Origin of the sequence: Paenibacillus xylanexedens (genome assembly GCF_017874615.1) — a bacterium.
Taxonomy (GTDB): domain Bacteria; phylum Bacillota; class Bacilli; order Paenibacillales; family Paenibacillaceae; genus Paenibacillus; species Paenibacillus xylanexedens.
The window spans coordinates 41760-62726 of record NZ_JAGIKV010000017.1; the positions used below are offsets into that span (position 1 = coordinate 41760).

The following is a 20967-nucleotide window of genomic DNA, read 5'->3' on the forward strand; positions in this document are numbered from 1 at the left end:
TGCATCATGAACTTAACTGCACGAAACTGCGCTGAACTGTTTTCAAAATAATATACTCTTTTCGCGTACGCCTCAGGCCTGTATACAGAAAAAGTAGCAAGTACACACGCGAACGCAAAAATCCCGCAAATCCATGAATATCATGGGTTGCGGGATTTTAATTAATACAAAGCATATCCTAAATTACTCCGTCTGCATTCTACGTAATTTTATTCCTGCTCACTCATTTACCGTTAGTCAAACTCATGTGTGATATCCTGCCAAGACTCCAGCTGTGGCAGCTGTTGCTTCCCCCAGTAATCCAGAAACCATTGAATAATCCCAGTCGTATCTGTTGTGCTGCAGCTGTAATGCCGGAAACCGTCCTCGCCTTCCTGCAAACGAATCTCCGCCACCACCTGCCCTGGTTCCTCAAGCGCAGCAGCCTGCATATACATACTTCCCTCCACCAGCTCCGAAGGTACAAGTACTACGAATTCCTGCAATTCCAGATTGGAGATCAACTCCACCAATAACGAGGCATTAATGCTATCATTCTCGTAGGTTGTGCCATTGCTTTCCAGTGTATAACGCAGTGTAGAGTACATGTGCGATTCCCCTTTGTATGAAAATCATCGTTCCTAATGATACACGCTTATAACGACAGGTCGTTTATATTATAACTTTTTCATAAAAATGTAAAAAGGATTTTTCTTGTTTCGGGTCTTTTCTATGAAAAAAACCCTTGCAGAGTCCGAATTACAATTGACTGCGCAGAGGGGTTTTTTAAGTGATACTCTTTGAATATTGTCTAAGCCTCATCCTTAAACTTAAAGCTGCGTGCAGCATACAGAAACGGCGTTCCGACCGCAGTTAATACAAATTTGATAATATACGTCGTCAGGAAGATTTCCAGCCAAACATCCCAAGGGTAGATGAACGCAAACGCGATCGTACAGAACACCAGTGTATCCACAAATGAACTGATGATCGAACTACCGTTGGTGCGAATCCACAACTGATTGCGCCCTGGAGCCACCTTGCGTAGCCAAGAGTACAATCGAACATCCAGGAACTGACTGATGAAGTACGCCGTCAGACTTCCGAGAGCCAGGCGTGGCAGCAGACCAAACAGCTTCGCCATAGATTCCTGTGCAAAGTCCGTGGGTGCCGGGTCAAAGTACAACACCATCTGCATCAGAACCGTTGTCATGATGAGCGTGAAAAACCCGAACCATACGGCTTTGCGTGCCTCACCTGGTCCATACTTCTCATTGAGCAGATCACTGGTCAGGTACATGCTGACATACATCGTGTTGCCTAACGTCAGTACAATTCCCATAATATCTATCGTTTTGGTCACCTGAATGTTGGCTATAACCGTAGCCACACCAATCCAGGCATAGAGACCTTTTTTACCGAACAAGCGGTAACACAACAGGAAAAATCCATAAGTTACGAGAACAAAAACTGCTCCCCACCCTAAGTTAAACATAAATACATACACTGCCTTCCTAGTTTTGATTACGCGGGATGGTTACGAACCGCGGTTTGGCTCAGGGCCAAAACATGAATACTCTATCACATTTCTCGTTCCATGAACAGAACTAAATAACTCCAAGCGTGCCCGAGTGACTACGACCCCTTCTATATTCCTCCCGCTTCCCTCTCGACCATACTAGATTTTCCTACCTCTATTCCCCTTGCACCGTGTATAGAAAAAGAAGACTGCTTCACCACCGTGCACAGCATAGTTTGATTGCCGCAAAAAAACCGCCCTCCGGATTCCTCCGAAGGACGGCTTTTCTCACTTGATTTGTAGACGGCTCTAGCTATCTTAATGTGAGCTTCTATCTAATCCATTCTGTATTAAGCCTGAGCCGCAGAATCCAGCTCGCGGCTCTGATCGTTAAACGTGTCCCGATCGTTTTCCTTCAAAATTCTGCTCGTCACGAGTCCTGATGTCATCGACCCGTTCACGTTAAGCGCTGTACGACCCATGTCGATCAGCGGCTCCACGGAAATGAGCAGTCCAACCAGAGCCACAGGCAGATTCATGGTGGACAATACGATCAGGGAAGCGAAGGTTGCCCCGCCGCCAACGCCAGCCACACCAAACGAACTGATCATGACTACGAGGATCAAAGTCACAATGAAGTCCCAGCTCAGCGGGTCGATGCCGACCGTCGGAGCAATCATCACCGCCAGCATGGCCGGATAGATCCCGGCGCAGCCGTTTTGCCCAATCGTAGCCCCAAAGCTTGCAGACAGGTTCGCAATGCCGTCCGATACGCCGAGTTTCTTCGTCTGTGTCTCCACATTCAGCGGGATTGCCGCTGCACTTGAACGGGACGTAAAGGCAAATACCAGTGTTGGCAGCACCTTCTTCAAATACGTAACCGGGTTGAAGCCGGACAGAGAGATAATGATCAGATGAATAATAAACATGATCGCCAGCGCGATATAAGATGCAATCACGAATTTGATGAGCTTTAATATCTCTTCCGCATTGGTTGTCGCCGTTACCTTTGTAATCAGTGCTAGAATCCCGTAAGGCGTAAGCCTCAGCACCAGCGTAACAATTCGCATAACCACCGCATATACCGCATTAACCATACCGCGGAACGTCTCCGCCTGCTGAGGTTTTTTGCGATCCAGTCCAAGTACGGCTACACCGATGAACGCGGAGAAGATAACCACCGCCAGTGTGGATGTACGACGTTCTCCTGTCATATCTGCAAATGGATTCGAAGGAATGAATTCCAGCACTTGTTGCGGGATGGTCTGATCCTTCACATCAACAAGCCGTTCCTCCACCTTCTGAATCTGCGCATTCTCCCGGTCTCCTCCTTGTATCTCAATGGAAGTCAGGTTGAAGCCCAGACTGGTCACAATGCTGACCCCTGCGGCAATCGCTGTGGTGATCAACAGAATGGCAATAATGGAAACACTCATCTTGCCAAGATTTTGCTTGCCCTTCAGATTCATAATGGCCGAGATGATGGACACCATGATCAATGGGATCACGACCATTTGTAACAAACGAACATATCCTGAACCGACCAGATTGAACCAATCGACTGATTTCGTAACTACATCAGAACCTGATGTGTACACCAATTGGAGAATAACCCCGTAAACAACTCCCAGTCCCAGACCCGCAAATACGCGTTTTGTAAAGGAGATATGCTTTTTCTGCATCCAGTAGAGGATGCCAAGTAAGGCAAGCATGACCACTACATTCAATATGACTAGAAAAGTATCCATTTCTTTAAATCCTCCTCAGGCATGTGTGTAACCGGAAAATATCCGGTTTTCTCTTCTATCTTTTGTACTTCCGACAAAGACATTTTACAATATAACATATAACAAACTATTCTGGTAGGTATTAATTGATATTATGTAATATGCATGTAACAGATTCATCTATTTCTGAAAAAAATACACCAAATCGTGAAAATTGTTCTATTCAACCTCCGGTTAATTTTGTAATATAGGTATATCCGCTTATTCCCAACTTTTCTCAATGTTCAATTTAGGTCTTTCTTCATTGGTAGATAGGTCTTAGGATTACGGAAAAGCGACAATGTTAATGAACTTGACGTGAAAGGATGATCATATGTTTCGTAATCGCACCGTCGCCGGTAAAATCAGAGGCACCTTGTTCCTCGTTCTGCTGGTTGCTTCCCTGTTGTTCAGTATTAGTTTTTATGCCGTATCGATGAATATTATTCAAAGCTACGTGCTTCCGCAGTTTGACAAAGTCCTAAACACGTCCATTCAGGATATATACAAGAATACTTCAGCATCCAAAATCCTACAGGTACAGAGTGGCGGAGCCGGTTCTGAAGGTGCTGCCATGACCGTGGAATCGTACCTGGCAGATAAAGCAAAAGAACATAATTTGGATGCGGCTTACGTTGTTGCTATTCAAGATGGCTCAGCCAAAGTCGTTGTGGCCAACCCTTCTTCAAACATGAAAGCCCAGGATGAGATTAGTGTAGAACCCGCAATGAATGCAGCTATTGAGAACAAAGAAATGGTAATCAGCGAGGTCTACTCCGATTCCTTTGGTGTACATAAAGCAGCCTTCATCCCCATTGCAGGAAGTAACATGATTATGGCTGTGAGCATGGATGCCCAGTTTATTCAAGACAAGATTACCCAGATTTTCTGGTTGTGTCTTGGAATTACAGCATTAGTGTTTGTGCTCGGCTGGCTTATCTCCACTAGTATGATCAAAAGAGTGACCAAACCGATCATCAAGCTTGTCCAACATAGTAAACAAATTTCCCAAGGCGATCTGACCGCTGAGCTAGAGATCAAAGGCAAAGATGAAATTGCCCAGCTTGCCGCAAGCTTCCAGACGATGACGCATAACCTGAAAGAAATGATTAGCCGTGCCTTGTCTACATCCAATGAAGTTGTGTCAGGTTCCAATGACCTGCTTCAGCGAGTTGAATCGATGTCCGGTATGGTTCGAAACTCCAGCCGCTCCGCAGAAGATGCAGAAAAAGGTAGTATCAGCATTGCGTCAAGCGCATCCGAGAACGCGAGAGCTATGGAAGAAATTACGCAAGGTATCATGCATATTGCTTCTTCTTCCGCTGAAGTGTCTGACCAGATTGGTGAAGCAGCCAACGAGGCAGTTAACGGTAACCGACTGGCTCAGAATGCCATTGAGCAGATGGAGCGTGTAGGCCAGACAGCAAGCGAATCGTTGCGTTATGTCGAAACTATGAATGAACGTTCGGTAGCTATCGGCACCATTGTTGCTTCCATTTTTGAAATCACCAAACAGATTAACATGCTGTCACTCAACGCCTCCATTGAAGCAGCACGTGCCGGAGAACATGGCCGCGGATTCGCTGTTGTTGCTGGAGAAGTTCGCAAACTTGCCGAGCAATCCAAGACAGCCACCGAAGAAATTTCGGATTATCTGGGTACCATTCGTGAAGACGCTGAACGCTCGGTTGACGCCATGAACCGTGTAACCCAGGAGATTGGTTCAGGTACAACTGTTGTTCAACAAGCAGGCTCAGCCTTCCAGCAGCTGAATGAATTGATCCAGAACGTGAATCTGACCATTCAGACCGTCTCTGCTTCTACACAACAAGTATCTGCTGGTGCTGAAGAAGTGAGTGCGTCCGTTGAAGAAACGGCACAGATTACGACCAAATCCCGTGAAAGTATGCTACAGATTGCTTCAACAGCAGATCTTCAGCTCAGCGAGATGGATTCACATTCGAATACGGTTCGTCATCTGCATGAACAAGCTGTAGAGCTGCAATCCGCTATGAAGAATTTCAAAATAAACTAACAGGTTAACCATTAACCTATCATCACCTGTTTTAAACCTCATTTAATCATAGGATATACAATACCCCCATGCCGCTAACATTCCGTTTCTAGAGAACGGTTTGCCGGACATGGGGGTATTGTTGTTTCACTCAGGTGCCTGAACACCCATAATCTCGTACACACGCTTCATATCCAATGCCGAACGCAACGATTCAGCTACCCGATCGAACTCCATCTCCTTACGCTCATGCGTACTATATGTCTCCTGAAGTGGAGCCAGTCCCTTTCCTGCACGCAAGGCATTCAGCCAAGAACGTCGGAATTGATCACTTTCAAACAAACCATGCAGGTAGGTTCCCCACACCCTGCCATCTACTGAGCCCCAGCCTTCTTGGAAAGGTTGACCACCTGGATGCGAGATTTCAAACAACGCGGTTACACGTTCAGGCTCGTGGCACTCCGTAACGCCCATATGAATCTCATATCCGTTAATGGGTAATGAAGCATCTGCTACATCTTGCTCACCATACAGACGAAGCGGGTGATCAGGCTGCACCCGTCCGGAAGCTCTGACGGTCTGCTTTTCCTGAAGAAATGTTGTCGATAGCGGGAGCCAGCCAAGTCCTTTTGCTTCCTGGATCTGATTCGCCTCCACAGCAAACGGGTCCTTCAGATGACGTCCCAGCATCTGGTATCCGCCACATATTCCTACGAGCTGAACATGCTCACGCTCGGTCTGGCTCGCAATCGCCTGTTCTAGTCCAGACTCACGCAGAAATGCCAGGTCACCTATGGTATCCTTCGTACCCGGTAGAAGAATGGCATCCGGACTGCCCAATTCCTCTGGCGAGGTCACGTAACGCACATTCACATCCGGTTCACGGGAAAGTGCGTCAAAGTCTGTAAAGTTGGAAATTCGCGGATATCGGATCACCGCCAGATCCAGCTCTGTTTTGCCGGATTTACCATGACGCATGGAGTCCAGCACCACCGAATCCTCTGCTTCAATCTGAATATCTCTTATGTAAGGCAAAACACCTAATACTGGAATGCCTGTCCGTTCTTCGAGCCAGTCGAGTCCTGGTTGCAACAGGGACAGATCACCGCGGAACTTGTTGATAATGAACCCTTTGACTCGCGCCACCTCATGGGGTTCCAGCAGCTCCAGCGTACCTACAATGGAAGCAAACACTCCGCCCCGATCAATATCGGAGATCAGAATCACCGGCGCATCGGCCCAGCCTGCCAGATTCATGTTGACGATATCCCGATCCTTCAGATTGATCTCGGCCGGACTGCCCGCTCCTTCCATCAGCACAATATCATAGGTATCCCGTAGCCGATTCAACGCATCCATCACCGTCTGCTTTGCTTCAGGCAGGAAATGCTGACGGTAGTCCGATGCACTCATCTGGGCAAATGGTACACCATGTACCACGATCTGCGAATGCATGTCCCGCACCGGCTTGATCAGGATTGGATTCATGTCGGTTGTCGCCTCAATACCGCAGGCTTCAGCTTGTGCCCCCTGAGCCCGACCAATCTCCTTGCCATCTTCCGTCACATAGGAATTCAGTGCCATATTCTGTGACTTGAACGGAGCAGGCTTGAAGCCATCCTGCTTAAAAATCCGGCACAATGCCGTTGTGATGACACTTTTGCCTACATCGGAAGCCGTTCCTTGCAGCATCAGTACCGCCGCTGGTTGTGATGGCCTATCTTCCACGCTCTCTCCCCCTGTCTCCGTGTTATATCCAGATCACCTTGCTCCCAACCTCATGCGTAACACTTTCCATACTGCTTCTTACTTCAAAAGTTACAGCCAGAACAGTCCTTGAAGCGCGCTCAGCACGGTCAACAAAGCCGCCTCCAGCAGCTCATTCATGGCACCATACGTATCCCCGGTTAAACCACCGAGCCGTTCACTGATCCGGGCAGCCACGAATCGTCCGATATAATAACACGCCACAGGCAGTATAATAACTGCCGTCACCGGGTATAGCCACCATGGCAGTGTTCCCAGACCACTCACCATCGCATCTGCAATCCCCATATCCGGCTTGAAAAGCCACACCGCGGCAAACGTAATTGCCCCTGCGATTAAGGTCAGGCCCACAGCTGAACTTCGTGCACGCTGGACCTCCTTCCGCTCCCCGAGACCTTTAAACAATACAGCAAGTCCATCATCTTCGCGCGCATTCGGCCAGGCCGACATCGCATACACCATGAACCAGCGGCTCCAGATCATGGGCAGGATCAGCAACGCACCGTACACCCAGTGGCCCCGGGCAATAAAATCAGCGATCAGCGCAGCCTTCATCATCAGAAGCAACACGCAGGCGATCACGCCCATTGCCCCGACACGGCTGTCCTTCATAATCTCCAGCATCCGTTCACGGGTACGATAACTGAGCAAGCCATCCGCCGTATCCATCCATCCGTCAAGATGGAGCCCTCCGGTAAGCCATACCCATAACGTCAAGGTCAGGACGGCAGCCGGAAAGGCCGGAAGCACTGCACCGCTTAAGGCTCCCGCGAGCCAGACACACAGACCGATTGCAGCACCGACCAGCGGATAAAAGACAACACTTTCCCGCAGCAACGGCGGGACAAAATCGATTTGCATTTTGACAGGGAAACGGGACAAAAATTGAAAAGCGGCTGCCGCCGCATGTTTACGCTGAGGAGCAGGCGTGCCATCCTTCATAAGCGGTACTCCTTGCTTTTTAGTTCAATCGCAATGCCTACGGTCACCAGAAACACTTCACCGCATATCGCCGCAATACGCTGATTCAGTACACCGGCCAAATCCCGATATTTCCTGCCAAGGGCATATTCCGGTACGATCCCATCTCCCACTTCATTTGTAACCAGAACAAGCAAACCGGGATAGGTTCGAATCGCTTCAACCAACGCGTCCAAATGTCCCTGTAACACCTGTTTCTCGTCATGCTCATGTGCTAACAAAACATTTGTCAGCCACAGCGTCAGGCAATCCACCAGAATGGTGGGTGCAGAAGTCCCTGTATGCCCTTCACCCATGCGGCTTATCAAAGCAGGCAGATGTATCGGCTCTTCCATCGTGTGCCACAGATACCCTGATGCCTCGCGCTGATGCTGATGCATGGTGATACGCTCACGCATTTCATCATCGTACGCCTGAGCTGTCGCCACATACCAAGCCTCCGAGGAACGCTGCATGCAGAGACGCTCGGCAAAGGAGCTTTTGCCACTGCGTGCGCCACCTGTCACCAGTACGCTCATCGGGAACTCTCTCCTTGCACGGATGAATCACCCGACGGAGCGGAGTCCGAAGCAGGGCTTGTCCCGTCCGAGACACCTGCGCTTGCAAAGGTCGCCATCTCGTTCAGAATGAGACATGCTGCGTCAATCAGATGAAGACTAAGCACGCCGCCTGTGCCTTCACCCAGACGCATGTCCAGATCCAGCATCGCTTTCAGGTCCAGTTCACGCAACAGCGCTTCATGTCCATTTTCGTGTGAGGTATGAGAAGCGATCATATAAGCTGTACTCCGAGGTGCAAGTTGTCTCGCCACCAGCGCTGCGGCGGTAGAGATGAACCCGTCTACAACGACCGGGCAATGATGAGCAGCTGCTGCTAGGATAACCCCTGTGAGTCCGGCAATCTCCAGTCCACCCACCTTGCACAGAACATCCAGTGCATCTTCCGGGTTAGGTGCGTTTACGCTAAGCGCCCGGCTGACTACAGCAGCCTTGCGCTGCAAGCCTGCATCATCAATGCCGGTGCCTCGCCCCACGGCGGCAGCTGGTGCAACTCCGGTTAACGCGCTCATTACCGCAGCACTTGCGGTAGTGTTGCCAATTCCCATCTCCCCGGTGACAAACAGTTGTGTTCCCTTCGCCACCTCTGCCGATACAACTTCGGCTCCTGCAAGGATAGCGCTGACTGCCTCATCCCGGGTCATCGCTGCACCTCGGGCCATGTTGGCCGTGCCTTTGCGAATTTTACGGGAAAGCAGGTCCGGATGTTCAAGATCGGCATTCACACCGATATCCACACAGATCACACCAGCTCCGGCGTGCCGGGCAAGCACATTCACCGCAGCGCCTCCAGCGAGGAAATTCAGGACCATCTGCGGGGTCACTTCGGCAGGAAAAGCACTGATGCCTTCTTCCACTACGCCGTGATCCGCGGCCATGACAATGACCGACCTGTGATCAAAACGCGGACGTGCATTGCCCGTCATGCCTGCCAGGCGGATCACCAGCTCTTCCAATTTGCCCAAACTCCCCGGCGGCTTCGTCAACGAATCCACATGTGCAGAGGTTTCTGCCGCCACTTTCTGGTCAGGAGCGACAATCTTTTTCGTTAATTGCTCCAACACCTGTTCATTATTCATACAACCAGCACTTCCTTCATCAAAATATGGGTTGCCCCGCTTCATTTAATCGATGTCCCGCCGCAGCAGCAGTTGAGGTATGGCATGGTCGGGATGGGAGACAATCGCGGGTTTGACGCGGAATATATCCTGAATATTCTCATCGTTGATTAACGTATGAGGCGTGCCCTTTCGAACCGCCATGCCCTCACGCAGCGCGAGAATGTGATCGCAAAATAACGCGGCCAGATTCAGATCATGCAACACAGCCACAATTGTAATGTTAGTCCTCTGTCGCCATGCCGATAACAATTCCATGAATTGCAATTGATATTTAATATCCAGAAACGTGGTTGGTTCGTCCAGCAGCAGCAACCGCGGCTCCTGAGCCATAACTTTGGCTAGTGCGACCCGTTGCCGTTGCCCGCCGCTGAGTGCATCCAGCGGTCTGTCCGCCAGCTCTGTCAATCCCAGGTCTTCGAGCACCCTGTCCACTACAAGTGCCCCATCGCCCACTTCCCGCCCCAACCAGTTCTGGTATGGATATCGCCCCATCTCCACCACGTCTCGCACAGGATAGGAGATGGCTGGCAAGCCATCCTGCTGCAATACAGCGATCATGCGCGACAGGTCCTTACGGCTGTAAGAGCCGATGTCTCGACCATCGATACGAATCTGACCTTCGTTTAACTGTTCCGTTCCGGCAATAAGCTGGATCAGGGTGGACTTGCCACTGCCGTTTGGTCCGACAACTCCCCACCAGTCACCTTCGCCAACATGCCAGTCTACATTGTGCAGTGCCTGATGATTGCCATATGACTTCCCTGCTCCCTTAATGGAGATAAGTGAAGTCGAGTTGGAACGGGTACTGGAATTCATGGCATCATCCCCTTCTGCAACTTTTTGTTCCGGTTCAGCAGGTAAGCAAAGAACGGCGCACCAACAAAGGCGGTGACAACACCGAGCGGAATTTCAGTTGGCGCCAGCAACGACCTTGCGATGGTATCGGCCCATACCATGAAGATCGCTCCACCAATGGCAGACAAAGGTACCAGCAGTCGGTAATCTGGTCCCACCAGCAGCCGCAACATATGCGGGATCACTAATCCAACGAATCCGATGACACCCGATACCGAGACAGCACCTGCGGTCAGCAGTGTGCCAACTGCCAGCACGGACAGCTTAAGCCTGTCCACTCCGATCCCGATATGTGCCGCTTGACGTTCTCCCAGTGCAAGCACATTCAACGAGCGTGCGCGGCTCCAGAGAAAGACCAGTCCTAATAGAAAATACGGGAAAAGGATGGCCGTATACGACCACCCACGCAGAGCCAGACTTCCCATCGTCCAGTATATAATTTCATTAATCGTCTGTTTCGACATGGTCGACAGGAAGGAAACAACTGCGCCCAGGAAACTTTGCATGACCACACCAGCCAGGATGAGGCTGTGTGTAGGTATTTTACGTCCTTCACGAGCCAGTGCCATAACAAACCATAACGTGATTACACCCGTCAAAAACGCCACCAGTGGCAACGTCCAGATTCCGATAAGTGCATACTGCAATCCGAAGAAAATCAGAAAGGCTGCACCCACCGAAGCACCGGATGATACGCCCAGGGTGAACGGGTCTGCCAGCGGGTTCCGAAGAACCCCCTGGAATCCCGTACCGGCAATCGCCAACGATGCGCCCACGAGCACGGCAAGCAGTACACGTGGAAAACGGACTTTCCAGATAATCTGTTCGGCTGCCTTATTCCAATCCGGTGTAATCCAATCGCCCACCCAAGGAATTTTGTGAATCAGGATGCCTGCAATATCCCGGATCGGCAAAGTTACTGAACCAATGCCCGTGCAGATGAGCACGGTGAGCACCAGCAGCACCATGCCCGTCGTTCCGAACAGGATCAGCTTTTTACTCATTGGAACAAGTCAGGGTAGATCGCTTTGGCTACTTCTTTCAACCCTTGAGTTACCCGTGGACCCGGACGGCTCAGCAGGTTGGCATCCAGGCCAATAACCGCGTCATTTTTCACAGCCGTAATTTGATCCCAGCCGCTGCGCGCCTTGATGATCTGATCCAGTGTTTTGGAGTTTTCGTCAATTACATCGTTGGCATACAGGATCACATCCGGGTTGGAGGCAATCACGTTCTCTTCATTAATTTCGTACCAGCCCTCTTTGTCGGAAGCAATATTGCTACCACCGGCTACAGTGATGAGTTCATCCATGAATTCGCCTTTACCCACAGTCCAGCCTGGGGAGAATTCAACGTATACTTTTTTCTTCTCTTCCGGTTTAACTGCCTTCACCGCTTCGGTTACATCCGTCACGTCCTGTTTCATCTGGGTGATGATTTCTTGTGCTTTTTCCTGATGATCGGTGATTTTACCGAAGGTTTCGATATTGTTCATCACATCGTCAATGGATTTAGGATCCGTTTTGAAAATGGTAATGCCCAGTTCACGCAGTTTCTTCACTGCATCTTCGCTCATGGAGATACCTGTGAAGACAATGTCGGCTTCAGCTGCAATAATAGACTCTTCATTGGGCTTGGTGATACCGCCCATTTTAGCTTTGGTTGTTGCTGCTTCCGGATAATCATCATAGTCGGATACACCAACGATTTGATCGTCCAATCCAAGGGCAAACAGGGATTCTGTCTCAGCTGGAGACACGGATACGATTTTGGCTGGTGCCTTTTCAAAGGTGAATGATTCACCCGTTGCATCCGTAACGGTAAGTGGATATTGTGTTTTGAGGTCAGTCTGCGCCTGGCCTTGGGACTGCTCCTGTGCCGGTTGCTGTGAAGTACCTGTGCCCTCGTTTGTTGCTGCATTGCCACATCCGGCCAAAGCCAGTGCGAGTGCCGCTGCACTTAGCAGGGACGCTACGTTTTTCCAATTTTTGAAATTCATTCTGTTATTCTCCCCTTCTCTATTTGTGCTATTTTCTTGCATCGTGCTCAAACTCCTACTCCCATGCCTTGGTGTTCCTGTACAAGGTTTGAACTGCAACATTTACACGTTAACGGAGAGTGCAGAACCGATCTGAAGAAACGAAGTGTTCACTTAAAGCTTTCTACAAGAAAGCTACATCGGAAGCATACGCTTATCACCGGATTTTCCCTTTCAAAAAAGGGCATCAAAAAATCTGGGGATAACAGCGATCGGAAGATGGTACTGCAATCGTAGTGACCTCGTGTAAAATTGGTCTCGTTCAGCTTACATGAACAATAAAAAATCCCTAATCCTTACGTCTAGGATCAGGGATGACGTCTCGCATATGGCGATCTGTACATGTTCAACCAAGGGTTGTCCATGCGCATAGAATAGCCCGAAACGCTGTCCTTTCCTCGAAGGAACACCGGTTTGTACGTCCAGGGCAGGTAACCTGACTTACAGGAATCATCCTGTTTTACAGTGGCGGGACCGTGCCGGATTTGCACCGGCTTCCCCATTTCACCCTTGTGTGTTTTCAGGACTCGTACTAATTGCCGTGAAAAACAGCCTTCACACGCGGGACCCTTGGTCGCTGATATGGTAAACCATTGCCGTGTAATTTCTGCATGCTACATACTCGTTCAGGCTTCACACCTGCAGCGTATCTGTATCCATGCTGAAGTCACACTTCTGTTGTGATTATAGGGTATATTGTACATCCTTACAACCCGATCGGCGGAAAAGTCACTCTGCTGCCAAACCACTGATTCCCCTGTTGATCAAGCTGAACCTGGATCACCTGTCCCGGTACGACATGTGTATCCCAGAACCCAAGCCCGGCTATCAGACGGGACAAGGCATACCGGATGACACCACCATGCGTAACCACAACTATGGTTGACTCGCGCCCCTCATCAACGTGCATCGAAGGACGACCCTCCAACAACATCTCTTGGAGAAAGGAATCCAACCGTCCGGTAAACTCCTGCCACGATTCCCCTCCGGGCGGAGTGACCTCCTGCGGCGCATCAATCCAGCTTCGGTACACAGGGTTATCCTTGAGCTGATCATACGTCAGCCCTTCCCACTGTCCAAAATCATTCTCGCGCAGGCGCGAGTCGAACTTCACCTTTCCGCTGGCATCAGGAAGAATCTGTTCCAGCGTCTGTCGGCAGCGAAGCAGATCACTGCAATATACCTCGTGCCACGAAACACCGCTCAATTGTTCATGAAGCGGAGCCAGTTCTTCTTTGGCATTTGGCAGCAGACCGATGTCGGTATGCCCCAGATATTTTTTTTCCACATTCCACAACGTTGTCCCATGACGGACCCACAGAATGTTTCGTTTCAGCGGCCCAGGCTGATTCGTATGTACTTCATTGCCTGCTTTTATGACCATAACAGCGTCCCTCCTGCCAGCCACACACCCAGCGTTATGAACACGCATAGTACCACAAAAGCACCTGCCGACCAGAACATCAGACGTGACGTTTGCACAATATCCTCGGCTTCCATCGGCCGTGTGGCTTCACCCATGTAGGCACGAAATGAAGCAACGCCGTGATACACGTTATGTCCGCCAAGCCGGATGCCCAGTGCTCCAGCCACCGCTGATTCGGGAAAACCGCTATTCGGACTTGGATGTAGTCTTGCATCCCGTGCAACCATGCGTGCTGCTCCTTTGGCGTCCAGCTTCATGACCCAGGCACCCACAATTAACAGAATCGCGGTCAGCCGGGCAGGTATCCAGTTCGCCACATCATCCAGACGGGCCGAGGCCCAGCCAAGATGCAGATACTTGTCATTTTTATATCCGACCATGGAATCCAGCGTGTTGACGGCGCGATAAGCCATGGCAAGCGGAGCGCCTCCAATGAGCGCATAGAATAACGGCGAGACAATGGCATCCACGATATTTTCAGCAACCGTCTCTACCGTTCCCCGCACAACCTCGGGTTCATCCAGATGCGCCGTATCACGTCCAACAATCATGCCCAGTGAACGTCTGGCCGCCGGCCAATCCTGCTGCTTCAGATGACGATACACTTCCATACCTGCATTCTTCAGCCCTTTTGAAGCAATGGTTGTTGCAATGAGCACCACTTCAGCTACCGCTGCAATGACAGGGTGGATTAGCCCAAGCAGATATACGAGTCCCCACGTGATGGAAAAAGAACCCCCTGCGATCACCATCGGGAGCAACAGCCCGGCTCTCTTCAGCCCCGAATCTGTGCGCACACGCGAGCGAATGACACGCTCCAACGCCGAGATGCCTTTTCCCATGCCAATCACCGGGTGGGGAATCCAGCGCGGATCTCCGATACATCGGTCCAACAGGTACGCCAGTATAATAATCCAGGCTCCCGCCATGCCTGTCCAGAACGGCCAGGTCCATAGATGCTCCACCTCAAAAGTCATTTGTCCCTGACCCTCTCTTTCCATAACAGTCCGGCCCGAAGGCTTTCCGTCACCGTGTCGTATACCAATCTGCCAATCGCCGCCCCTGCCGTAGTCGCAGTCCCGGCATAAGTGATCATCGGATGAGGTTCCTCCACTGCCTGACGTACCGCCAACACAATGGCATCGGTTGTGGTACCGGTGGCGGGCAACCCGTTCTCCGAATCCAGAACACCCGCATCCGCCAGCGCGGCCGCTTTGGCTTCCACCGCCGTCTGTACTGCATTCACCATCGCCCCGCTGGTCATGCGTCCATTCAACCAGAGCATGATGTTAATTGTACCCGGGACATAGGGTGACTTCGTCAGATTCCGTGCTGAAGGAGCAGAGCGATCCCTGCCGGAAGACATCGTCTTATTTCCCGCCGTATCAAATACCGTTCTCTCCGACCCCGCTCGTGCGGCATTTGATACACCCGCAGTGGTGCAGCACAGAAGGCCAAATTCATCACTTGTATATTCCTGAATGGAGGTATGCTCCAGCCTTACGGCCGTCAATAATCCGGCACATTGATCGCGTGGCTCATGCCATTCATTCAGCGCTTGTTCGATATCACGCGGCGGATCATCACAGCGGTAATGCCTGTCCACATAGATGTTAAATATGCGATCCAGTTCAAGCATCCCGCCGCCATATACCGCACTCGACAGCGCTTGGGCAGACCTTGGGCTCTGAGCTTTGATATGTCGTTCATGTGCGGATATCTTCAGTCCCGGCCAGGAAGAGGAAGCATATTCATTCTCTTCTGTTTCTCCATTTGTAAAGTAGTTATAAAACGGGAGTGTCATTGCCGCTTCCCTCCCTGTTCCTCATCTTTCGTCTGATCGACATTCGGATATCCCCTGGTTTCCAGCACGCTGCCCAGTACTTCCAGTAACGTAGCATTGGCATCTGCATCCTTGACCGCGAAACGTACATGCCCTTTGTCAAGCCCCGGATACATGGCACAGCTGCGAATCAGAATACCTCTTCGGCCCAGCTCCTCTTGCATTGCTGCCGCTGTCCAAGGGTCCGGCACACGTGCCAAAATAAAGTTCGCCTCTCCCGGTGTCACCGCACATCCGTACGCCTTCAGCCCTTCGATGAGATGACCCCGTTCCCGCGTGATCTGTGATATGGTCTCCTGTTCGTACCGTTCTCCGCTGCGCAGACAGGCTTCACCTGCCATGAGTGCCAGACCGTTGACACTCCAGGTCACCTGTTTCTTTGTCATCGCCTGAATGTATTCGGCACGGCCCAAAGCATATCCGAGACGCAAACCCGGAATGGCATAAAACTTCGTCATCGAGCGAATGATGATCACATTAGGATAGTCATTCAGTTGTGCTGCCAGGGACTGACGCCGGTCTACCGGAATAAAATCCATAAAGGCCTCGTCAATGACAAGTACGGTTCCCGTTTCTTCCGCTTTGCGGGCAAGCCTTTGTAATACCTCAAGTGGATATTGTACACCGTTTGGATTGTTGGGCTGGCCGAGGAAGAGCAGGTCTACCTTTTCCATGAGCTGCTCGATGTCCTCGGGTTCCGCTCGCCACGCCAGTTCTTCTCTTCCCTCCGTATGCACAACCTCGGCACCGAATTGTCGTGCCAACGACCGGTACTCCGAAAATCCCGGTTCCACCGTACCCACCTTGCGCGGGGCAAGCCCCAGCAGAATGAGCGCCATGCTTTCGGCTGCGCCGTTGCCCACGGAAATCTGCTCCTGCATCACACCAAGACGCTCGCTCAGCAGTGCTTTGAATCCCCGATGCGCCGGATCGGGATACCGAATCACCGACTGCAATCCTTGCTGTATAGCCTCCAGTACCCCTCTGGGCGGACCGAGTGGATTAATGTTGGCACTGAAATCCAGAAAATCAGCGGCTTCCCTCCCAAATCGTGACGCAGCCGTCTCCACGTCCCCGCCATGTCCGAACACTTCGATATAACCGGTCATTCTCCCGTCATCCTTTCTGTATGTCCTTTTTATTATGGATGGCACGGGAGGTGTGGGTCAATCCTGTTTTCTTTGTGTCCCAACCATAATTCGTTTACAATAGAAGAGGAATTTCGGTTCCTTTTGATATACAAGGTTCACTACATAAGGGACTAGCAATCCCTCACATACATTAATGGAGGAATGACCATGCTGTTTGTAGACAACCAGGGCATTACAGATCCTTCTGTAAACCTTGCGATTGAGGAGTACATTCTGAAACATCTGCCGATGGAGGATGACAGCTATCTGCTGTTCTACATCAACCGTCCGTCGATCATCATCGGAAAACATCAAAATACGATTGAAGAAATTAATATCGAGTACGTTCAGGATAACGGTGTGCAGGTGGTTCGTCGTCTTTCGGGAGGCGGAGCGGTATATCATGATCTGGGCAACCTGAATTTCAGTTTTATTACAGCGGATGACGGTCAATCCTTCCATAACTTCCGCAAGTTCACCCAGCCTGTGGTTGAAGCTTTGCACGAGCTTGGTGTAAATGCCGAGTTGACCGGGCGTAATGATCTGCAAGTCGGCGAAAAGAAAATTTCGGGCAACGCCCAGTTTTCCACACGTGGGCGCATGTTCAGTCATGGCACATTGATGTTTGATCTGAACCTGGAGCATGTTCAGGCTTCCCTGAACGTCAATCCAGAGAAATTCAAATCCAAGAGCACCAAGTCCGTGCGCAGCCGGGTCGCCAACATCCGGGATCTGATTGACACCAACCTGACGATTGAGCAGTTCCGCGATGAGCTGTTACGTCACATTTTCCGTATGGAGCCTAAGGACGTTCCACAGTACACGCTCACTGACAAGGACTGGGACAAAATTAAGGAAATCTCCGCTGAGCGTTATAATAACTGGGACTGGAACTATGGCTTGTCTCCGGAGAGCAATGTGAAGCACACTCGCAAATTCCCTGTCGGCATCATCGATCTGCGCATGAACATCAAGGATGGACGCATCGAAGATATCAAAATCTTTGGCGACTTCTTCGGTGTAGGCGATGTGGCGGATATCGAAAATATGCTGCGCGGCAAGCGGTATGAGGAATCCGAGGTGCGTACTGCACTTGAGGGCCTGGATGTAAAACATTACTTCGGCAACCTTGAGCTGGAAGACTTTATCGGCCTTGTTTTCCTGGAAGAGTAAAATTTAGATGTAAGTATAGTTTTAGAACGAAGTCTAATTACACGTTAACGGAGAAGACAGAATTCATCGGGAGAAGCGAAGCGTTCGCTTAAAACTTTTTGAAAAAAAGCTACATCGGAAGCATACGCTTATCAACGGATTTCCCCTTAGGGGAATGGAATCAAAAAATCCGGGGATAACAGCGATCGAAAGATGAATCTGTATTCGGAGTGGCCTCGTGTAAAACTTATTTTTTCGTTCGTTAGTATAGATACAGATAAAAAAAGGAGAGAAACACAGATGACCTACAAATTAATCGCAATCGACATTGATGACACACTGATCAACGACAACAAGGAAGTAACCCCTGCTACACAGACTGCACTGGAACAAGCAGTTGCCCATGGTGTAACTGTAACGCTGGCGACTGGACGTGCTTATGCTTCCGCACAAGCACTTGCTCGTCAAACCGGACTTAACGTGCCGATCATTACGTATCAGGGCGCATTGGTGAAAAACCTGCTGGACGAAAAAGTACTTTATGAGCGCTACGTTCCACAGGAAGCTTCCCGCAAATTGTATGAATACTGTCTGGAGAACAATCTCCACCTTCAAACATACATTGACGACAAGTTGTATGCCCGTGAGGAAAACGACAAACTGCGTGATTATGCCAAATTAAACGGCACCCAATATTATATCGAATCTGATTTCATCAAAGTCATCGAACAAAAAACACCGAAGTTGCTTATTATCGATGAGCCTGACTACTTGGATAAGGTTGCCGTTGACCTGCGTGAATTGCTCGGACCTCAAGTGCATATCACGAAGTCCAAACCTTACTTCCTGGAAATCATGCACAATGAAGGAACTAAAGGCCACGCCCTGACCTTCCTGGCTGACCATTTCGGTCACCAGCTCAGCGAGTGTATTGCCATCGGCGACTCCTGGAATGACCATGAGATGCTCGAAGTTGCTGGTCTTGGTGTAGCGATGGGGAATGCCATCCCTGCGCTGAAAGAGCTGGCGGACTACATTACGGCAAGTAATAACGAAGACGGCGTTAAAGAGGTTATCGAGAAGTTTGTGCTGAACGCAGAGTAAATAAGATCAACGAACAGCCCTGTCGGCGAATTTCGCTGTACAGGGCTGTTTTTTTGATTTTATAAATATGTTCATTATCCTGTTTAAACGATTATATTACGTATATTTCTCTGTTATTTTTTATGTTTTGAGAGCAATAATGCGCTGACTTTCACGCACCACGAATTATTATCTTACTTGCTCATGGCATGCTGGAAAGTCTCCAACAGTTTCTTGATTTGCCCATCAAATTCCAGTTGAAATGACGGAATGATCTCATCTATTCTTTGCTGGAACAGCTCCGGATCTTGGACACCAAGCTCCGCTCTTAACTCCATTTCTTCTTCGGAACCATTGTCGTTCAGGATCATGTTCAGGATTTCACCTTTAAAGTATTCACTCGGAGGAAGGATTAGAGCATTCATCAGGAACTGGGTAAAAAAGAGATGTTTATTATTTTCCTGACTCGCCTTTTTCATCGCCTGCTTCGTAAACAAGTTTATATACTTCTGAGCAAACGCAACCCCTTTCATTCGGGAAGGCCCAACATGTTCGACCCCTTTCCAACGCAGATCGGCCACAGAACTGAGCCACCAGGCTGGTTCAATCGCCTGCTGCATACGAAGCAACACTTGGCGCTCAAACTGCGGCTCAGGATGCATTCGCTGCTCATTCAAACATTTCGCTATGGTCTCGGCTTCAATTGCAGCGACCGTCATACCTTGGCCATGGATCGGATCGAAGCTGCAAAATGCATCGCCAAGGACAAGTAATCCAGAGGGCCAATTCTCCATGAGTTCAAAATGTTGACGGACAGACTCGGAAATACGGTATCCACGTGGCCCTTGAAAAGGCTCCAGCTGGTCTGCCAACGCTACGATTTCATCCGAAGCAAACAGATGTTTGATTTGCTCTTGGAACTCATCGGGTTGAGTTGAAGGATATTCATCTCCTCCTGCGTTGAACAGTAACAGTCCAGCGATATCATTCTCAATGCGCCACAACATGCCTGCACGAATTCCTTGCACAGGATCGGACTCTGTTATCACCGTGCCCCAGTCATTTTGAATAGAGGATGGTATCTTATAATAGCGGGTGCTATAACCAAGCGACACCTTCAGCACTTCCGGCTCAGGCACGGACAACCCTATCTTATCGAGCCATCTGATCAATTTGCAAGAACGCCCCGCGGCATCTATAACCATATCTGCTGTAAGCATTGCTTCCCGATTATCCCGGCCTCTTTCTTTGGTATACACGCCTGTAATCGAACGCTGATCTTCTGATGTCATTAACCCGGTAACTTCCGTACTCGTTAAGAAGCTTATATGATCTATGCTCTGGACTCGCTGACGCAATACCCATTCCAGCAGAGCTCTGCTGCTCGATGCAATTTTGAATGAGGAATCAGCATTCGCCATATTAACTAATGTACCGTAGCGATTGGCAATCATAAACTTCTCTTCATGTGAAGGAATGGCACCAAGCGCGACCAATTCGTCATTATATCCGGGAAAGTAATGTTCCAGAATGAGTCCGCCGCGCGGTAATACACGATGTGGATGAAAGGATTGAGGCACACCCTGCCGATTCGCCGGCTCAGAAGGCAATTCATCTCGCTCAATGATACATACCTCATCATAATAATCAGATAACATCCTTGCAGTGATTAATCCTGCAATACCTGCCCCGATCACCACAGCTTTTTTCAATTCGGACATCGCCACTTCATCCTC

Annotated in this window: 18 protein-coding genes and 1 riboswitch; of the genes, 3 read left to right on the forward strand and 15 right to left on the reverse strand. The window is 49.9% G+C overall.

Annotated features, from left to right (window positions below; translation table 11 throughout):
* Window positions 1-233: 233 nt before the first annotated feature.
* The 3 genes from J2Z28_RS20590 to J2Z28_RS20600 all read right to left on the reverse strand — a co-directional run bounded on the left by J2Z28_RS20590 (window position 234) and on the right by J2Z28_RS20600 (window position 3246).
* The gene (locus J2Z28_RS20590) at window positions 234-587 is read right to left on the reverse strand and encodes a hypothetical protein (protein ID WP_211084098.1); all 354 of its coding nucleotides are present in this window, start codon (window positions 585-587) and stop codon (window positions 234-236) included.
* 203 nt (window positions 588-790) lie between these two features.
* Window positions 791-1474: a queuosine precursor transporter gene (locus J2Z28_RS20595; RefSeq protein ID WP_036610716.1), complete on the reverse strand. Its 684-nt coding sequence runs from the start codon at window positions 1472-1474 to the stop codon at window positions 791-793.
* Between the two features lie 374 nt (window positions 1475-1848).
* Window positions 1849-3246 carry an L-cystine transporter gene (locus J2Z28_RS20600; RefSeq protein ID WP_091033512.1) on the reverse strand — a complete coding sequence of 466 codons (1398 nt, stop codon included), beginning with the start codon at window positions 3244-3246 and terminating at the stop codon, window positions 1849-1851.
* Window positions 3247-3598: 352 nt separating this feature from the next.
* Between J2Z28_RS20600 and J2Z28_RS20605 the strand changes: the two genes are divergently transcribed.
* Window positions 3599-5299, forward strand: a complete 1701-nt coding sequence (locus tag J2Z28_RS20605; RefSeq protein WP_047842054.1) for a methyl-accepting chemotaxis protein — start codon at window positions 3599-3601, stop codon at window positions 5297-5299.
* A gap of 126 nt (window positions 5300-5425) precedes the next feature.
* Here the strand turns inward: J2Z28_RS20605 and J2Z28_RS20610 are convergent, their stop codons facing one another.
* From J2Z28_RS20610 to cobD, 11 genes are all read right to left on the reverse strand, one after another.
* Window positions 5426-6970 carry a cobyric acid synthase gene (locus tag J2Z28_RS20610; protein WP_211084167.1) on the reverse strand — a complete coding sequence of 515 codons (1545 nt, stop codon included), beginning with the start codon at window positions 6968-6970 and terminating at the stop codon, window positions 5426-5428.
* Window positions 6971-7096: 126 nt separating this feature from the next.
* On the reverse strand, window positions 7097-7987 hold the full coding sequence (gene cobS / locus J2Z28_RS20615) for an adenosylcobinamide-GDP ribazoletransferase (RefSeq protein WP_211084099.1): 891 nt from the start codon (window positions 7985-7987) through the stop codon (window positions 7097-7099).
* A complete protein-coding gene (gene cobU, locus J2Z28_RS20620; RefSeq protein ID WP_211084100.1) occupies window positions 7984-8544 on the reverse strand; it encodes a bifunctional adenosylcobinamide kinase/adenosylcobinamide-phosphate guanylyltransferase in 561 nt (186 codons plus the stop codon). Before cobU ends, cobS begins: the two co-directional genes overlap by 4 nt.
* Window positions 8541-9662, reverse strand: a complete 1122-nt coding sequence (gene cobT, locus J2Z28_RS20625; RefSeq protein WP_211084101.1) for a nicotinate-nucleotide--dimethylbenzimidazole phosphoribosyltransferase — start codon at window positions 9660-9662, stop codon at window positions 8541-8543. The genes cobU and cobT overlap by 4 nt, the downstream gene beginning before the upstream one ends.
* A gap of 45 nt (window positions 9663-9707) precedes the next feature.
* Complete coding sequence (locus tag J2Z28_RS20630) at window positions 9708-10520, reverse strand: ABC transporter ATP-binding protein (RefSeq protein ID WP_211084102.1); 813 nt, start codon at window positions 10518-10520, stop codon at window positions 9708-9710.
* Complete coding sequence (locus J2Z28_RS20635; protein WP_211084103.1) at window positions 10517-11563, reverse strand: FecCD family ABC transporter permease; 1047 nt, start codon at window positions 11561-11563, stop codon at window positions 10517-10519. Before J2Z28_RS20635 ends, J2Z28_RS20630 begins: the two co-directional genes overlap by 4 nt.
* The gene (locus tag J2Z28_RS20640; protein ID WP_211084104.1) at window positions 11560-12558 is read right to left on the reverse strand and encodes an ABC transporter substrate-binding protein; all 999 of its coding nucleotides are present in this window, start codon (window positions 12556-12558) and stop codon (window positions 11560-11562) included. Before J2Z28_RS20640 ends, J2Z28_RS20635 begins: the two co-directional genes overlap by 4 nt.
* A gap of 448 nt (window positions 12559-13006) precedes the next feature.
* Window positions 13007-13138: riboswitch (cobalamin riboswitch) on the reverse strand.
* 165 nt (window positions 13139-13303) lie between these two features.
* Window positions 13304-13981 (reverse strand): histidine phosphatase family protein, encoded by a 678-nt coding sequence (locus J2Z28_RS20645; protein WP_244988439.1) that lies wholly within the window; start codon window positions 13979-13981, stop codon window positions 13304-13306.
* Complete coding sequence (gene cbiB, locus J2Z28_RS20650; RefSeq protein ID WP_211084168.1) at window positions 13972-14952, reverse strand: adenosylcobinamide-phosphate synthase CbiB; 981 nt, start codon at window positions 14950-14952, stop codon at window positions 13972-13974. Before cbiB ends, J2Z28_RS20645 begins: the two co-directional genes overlap by 10 nt.
* Window positions 14953-14996: 44 nt before the next feature.
* Window positions 14997-15827, reverse strand: a complete 831-nt coding sequence (locus J2Z28_RS20655; protein WP_211084106.1) for an adenosylcobinamide amidohydrolase — start codon at window positions 15825-15827, stop codon at window positions 14997-14999.
* Window positions 15824-16975, reverse strand: a complete 1152-nt coding sequence (gene cobD / locus J2Z28_RS20660) for a threonine-phosphate decarboxylase CobD (protein WP_211084107.1) — start codon at window positions 16973-16975, stop codon at window positions 15824-15826. The genes J2Z28_RS20655 and cobD overlap by 4 nt, the downstream gene beginning before the upstream one ends.
* A 189-nt stretch (window positions 16976-17164) precedes the next feature.
* On the opposite strand from cobD, the gene lplA reads away from it, so the two are divergent.
* Window positions 17165-18169 carry a lipoate--protein ligase gene (gene lplA / locus J2Z28_RS20665; protein ID WP_133386795.1) on the forward strand — a complete coding sequence of 335 codons (1005 nt, stop codon included), beginning with the start codon at window positions 17165-17167 and terminating at the stop codon, window positions 18167-18169.
* Between the two features lie 279 nt (window positions 18170-18448).
* Complete coding sequence (locus J2Z28_RS20670; protein WP_211084108.1) at window positions 18449-19252, forward strand: Cof-type HAD-IIB family hydrolase; 804 nt, start codon at window positions 18449-18451, stop codon at window positions 19250-19252.
* Between the two features lie 173 nt (window positions 19253-19425).
* Here the strand turns inward: J2Z28_RS20670 and J2Z28_RS20675 are convergent, their stop codons facing one another.
* On the reverse strand, window positions 19426-20952 hold the full coding sequence (locus J2Z28_RS20675) for an NAD(P)/FAD-dependent oxidoreductase (RefSeq protein ID WP_211084109.1): 1527 nt from the start codon (window positions 20950-20952) through the stop codon (window positions 19426-19428).
* Window positions 20953-20967: the final 15 nt, after the last annotated feature.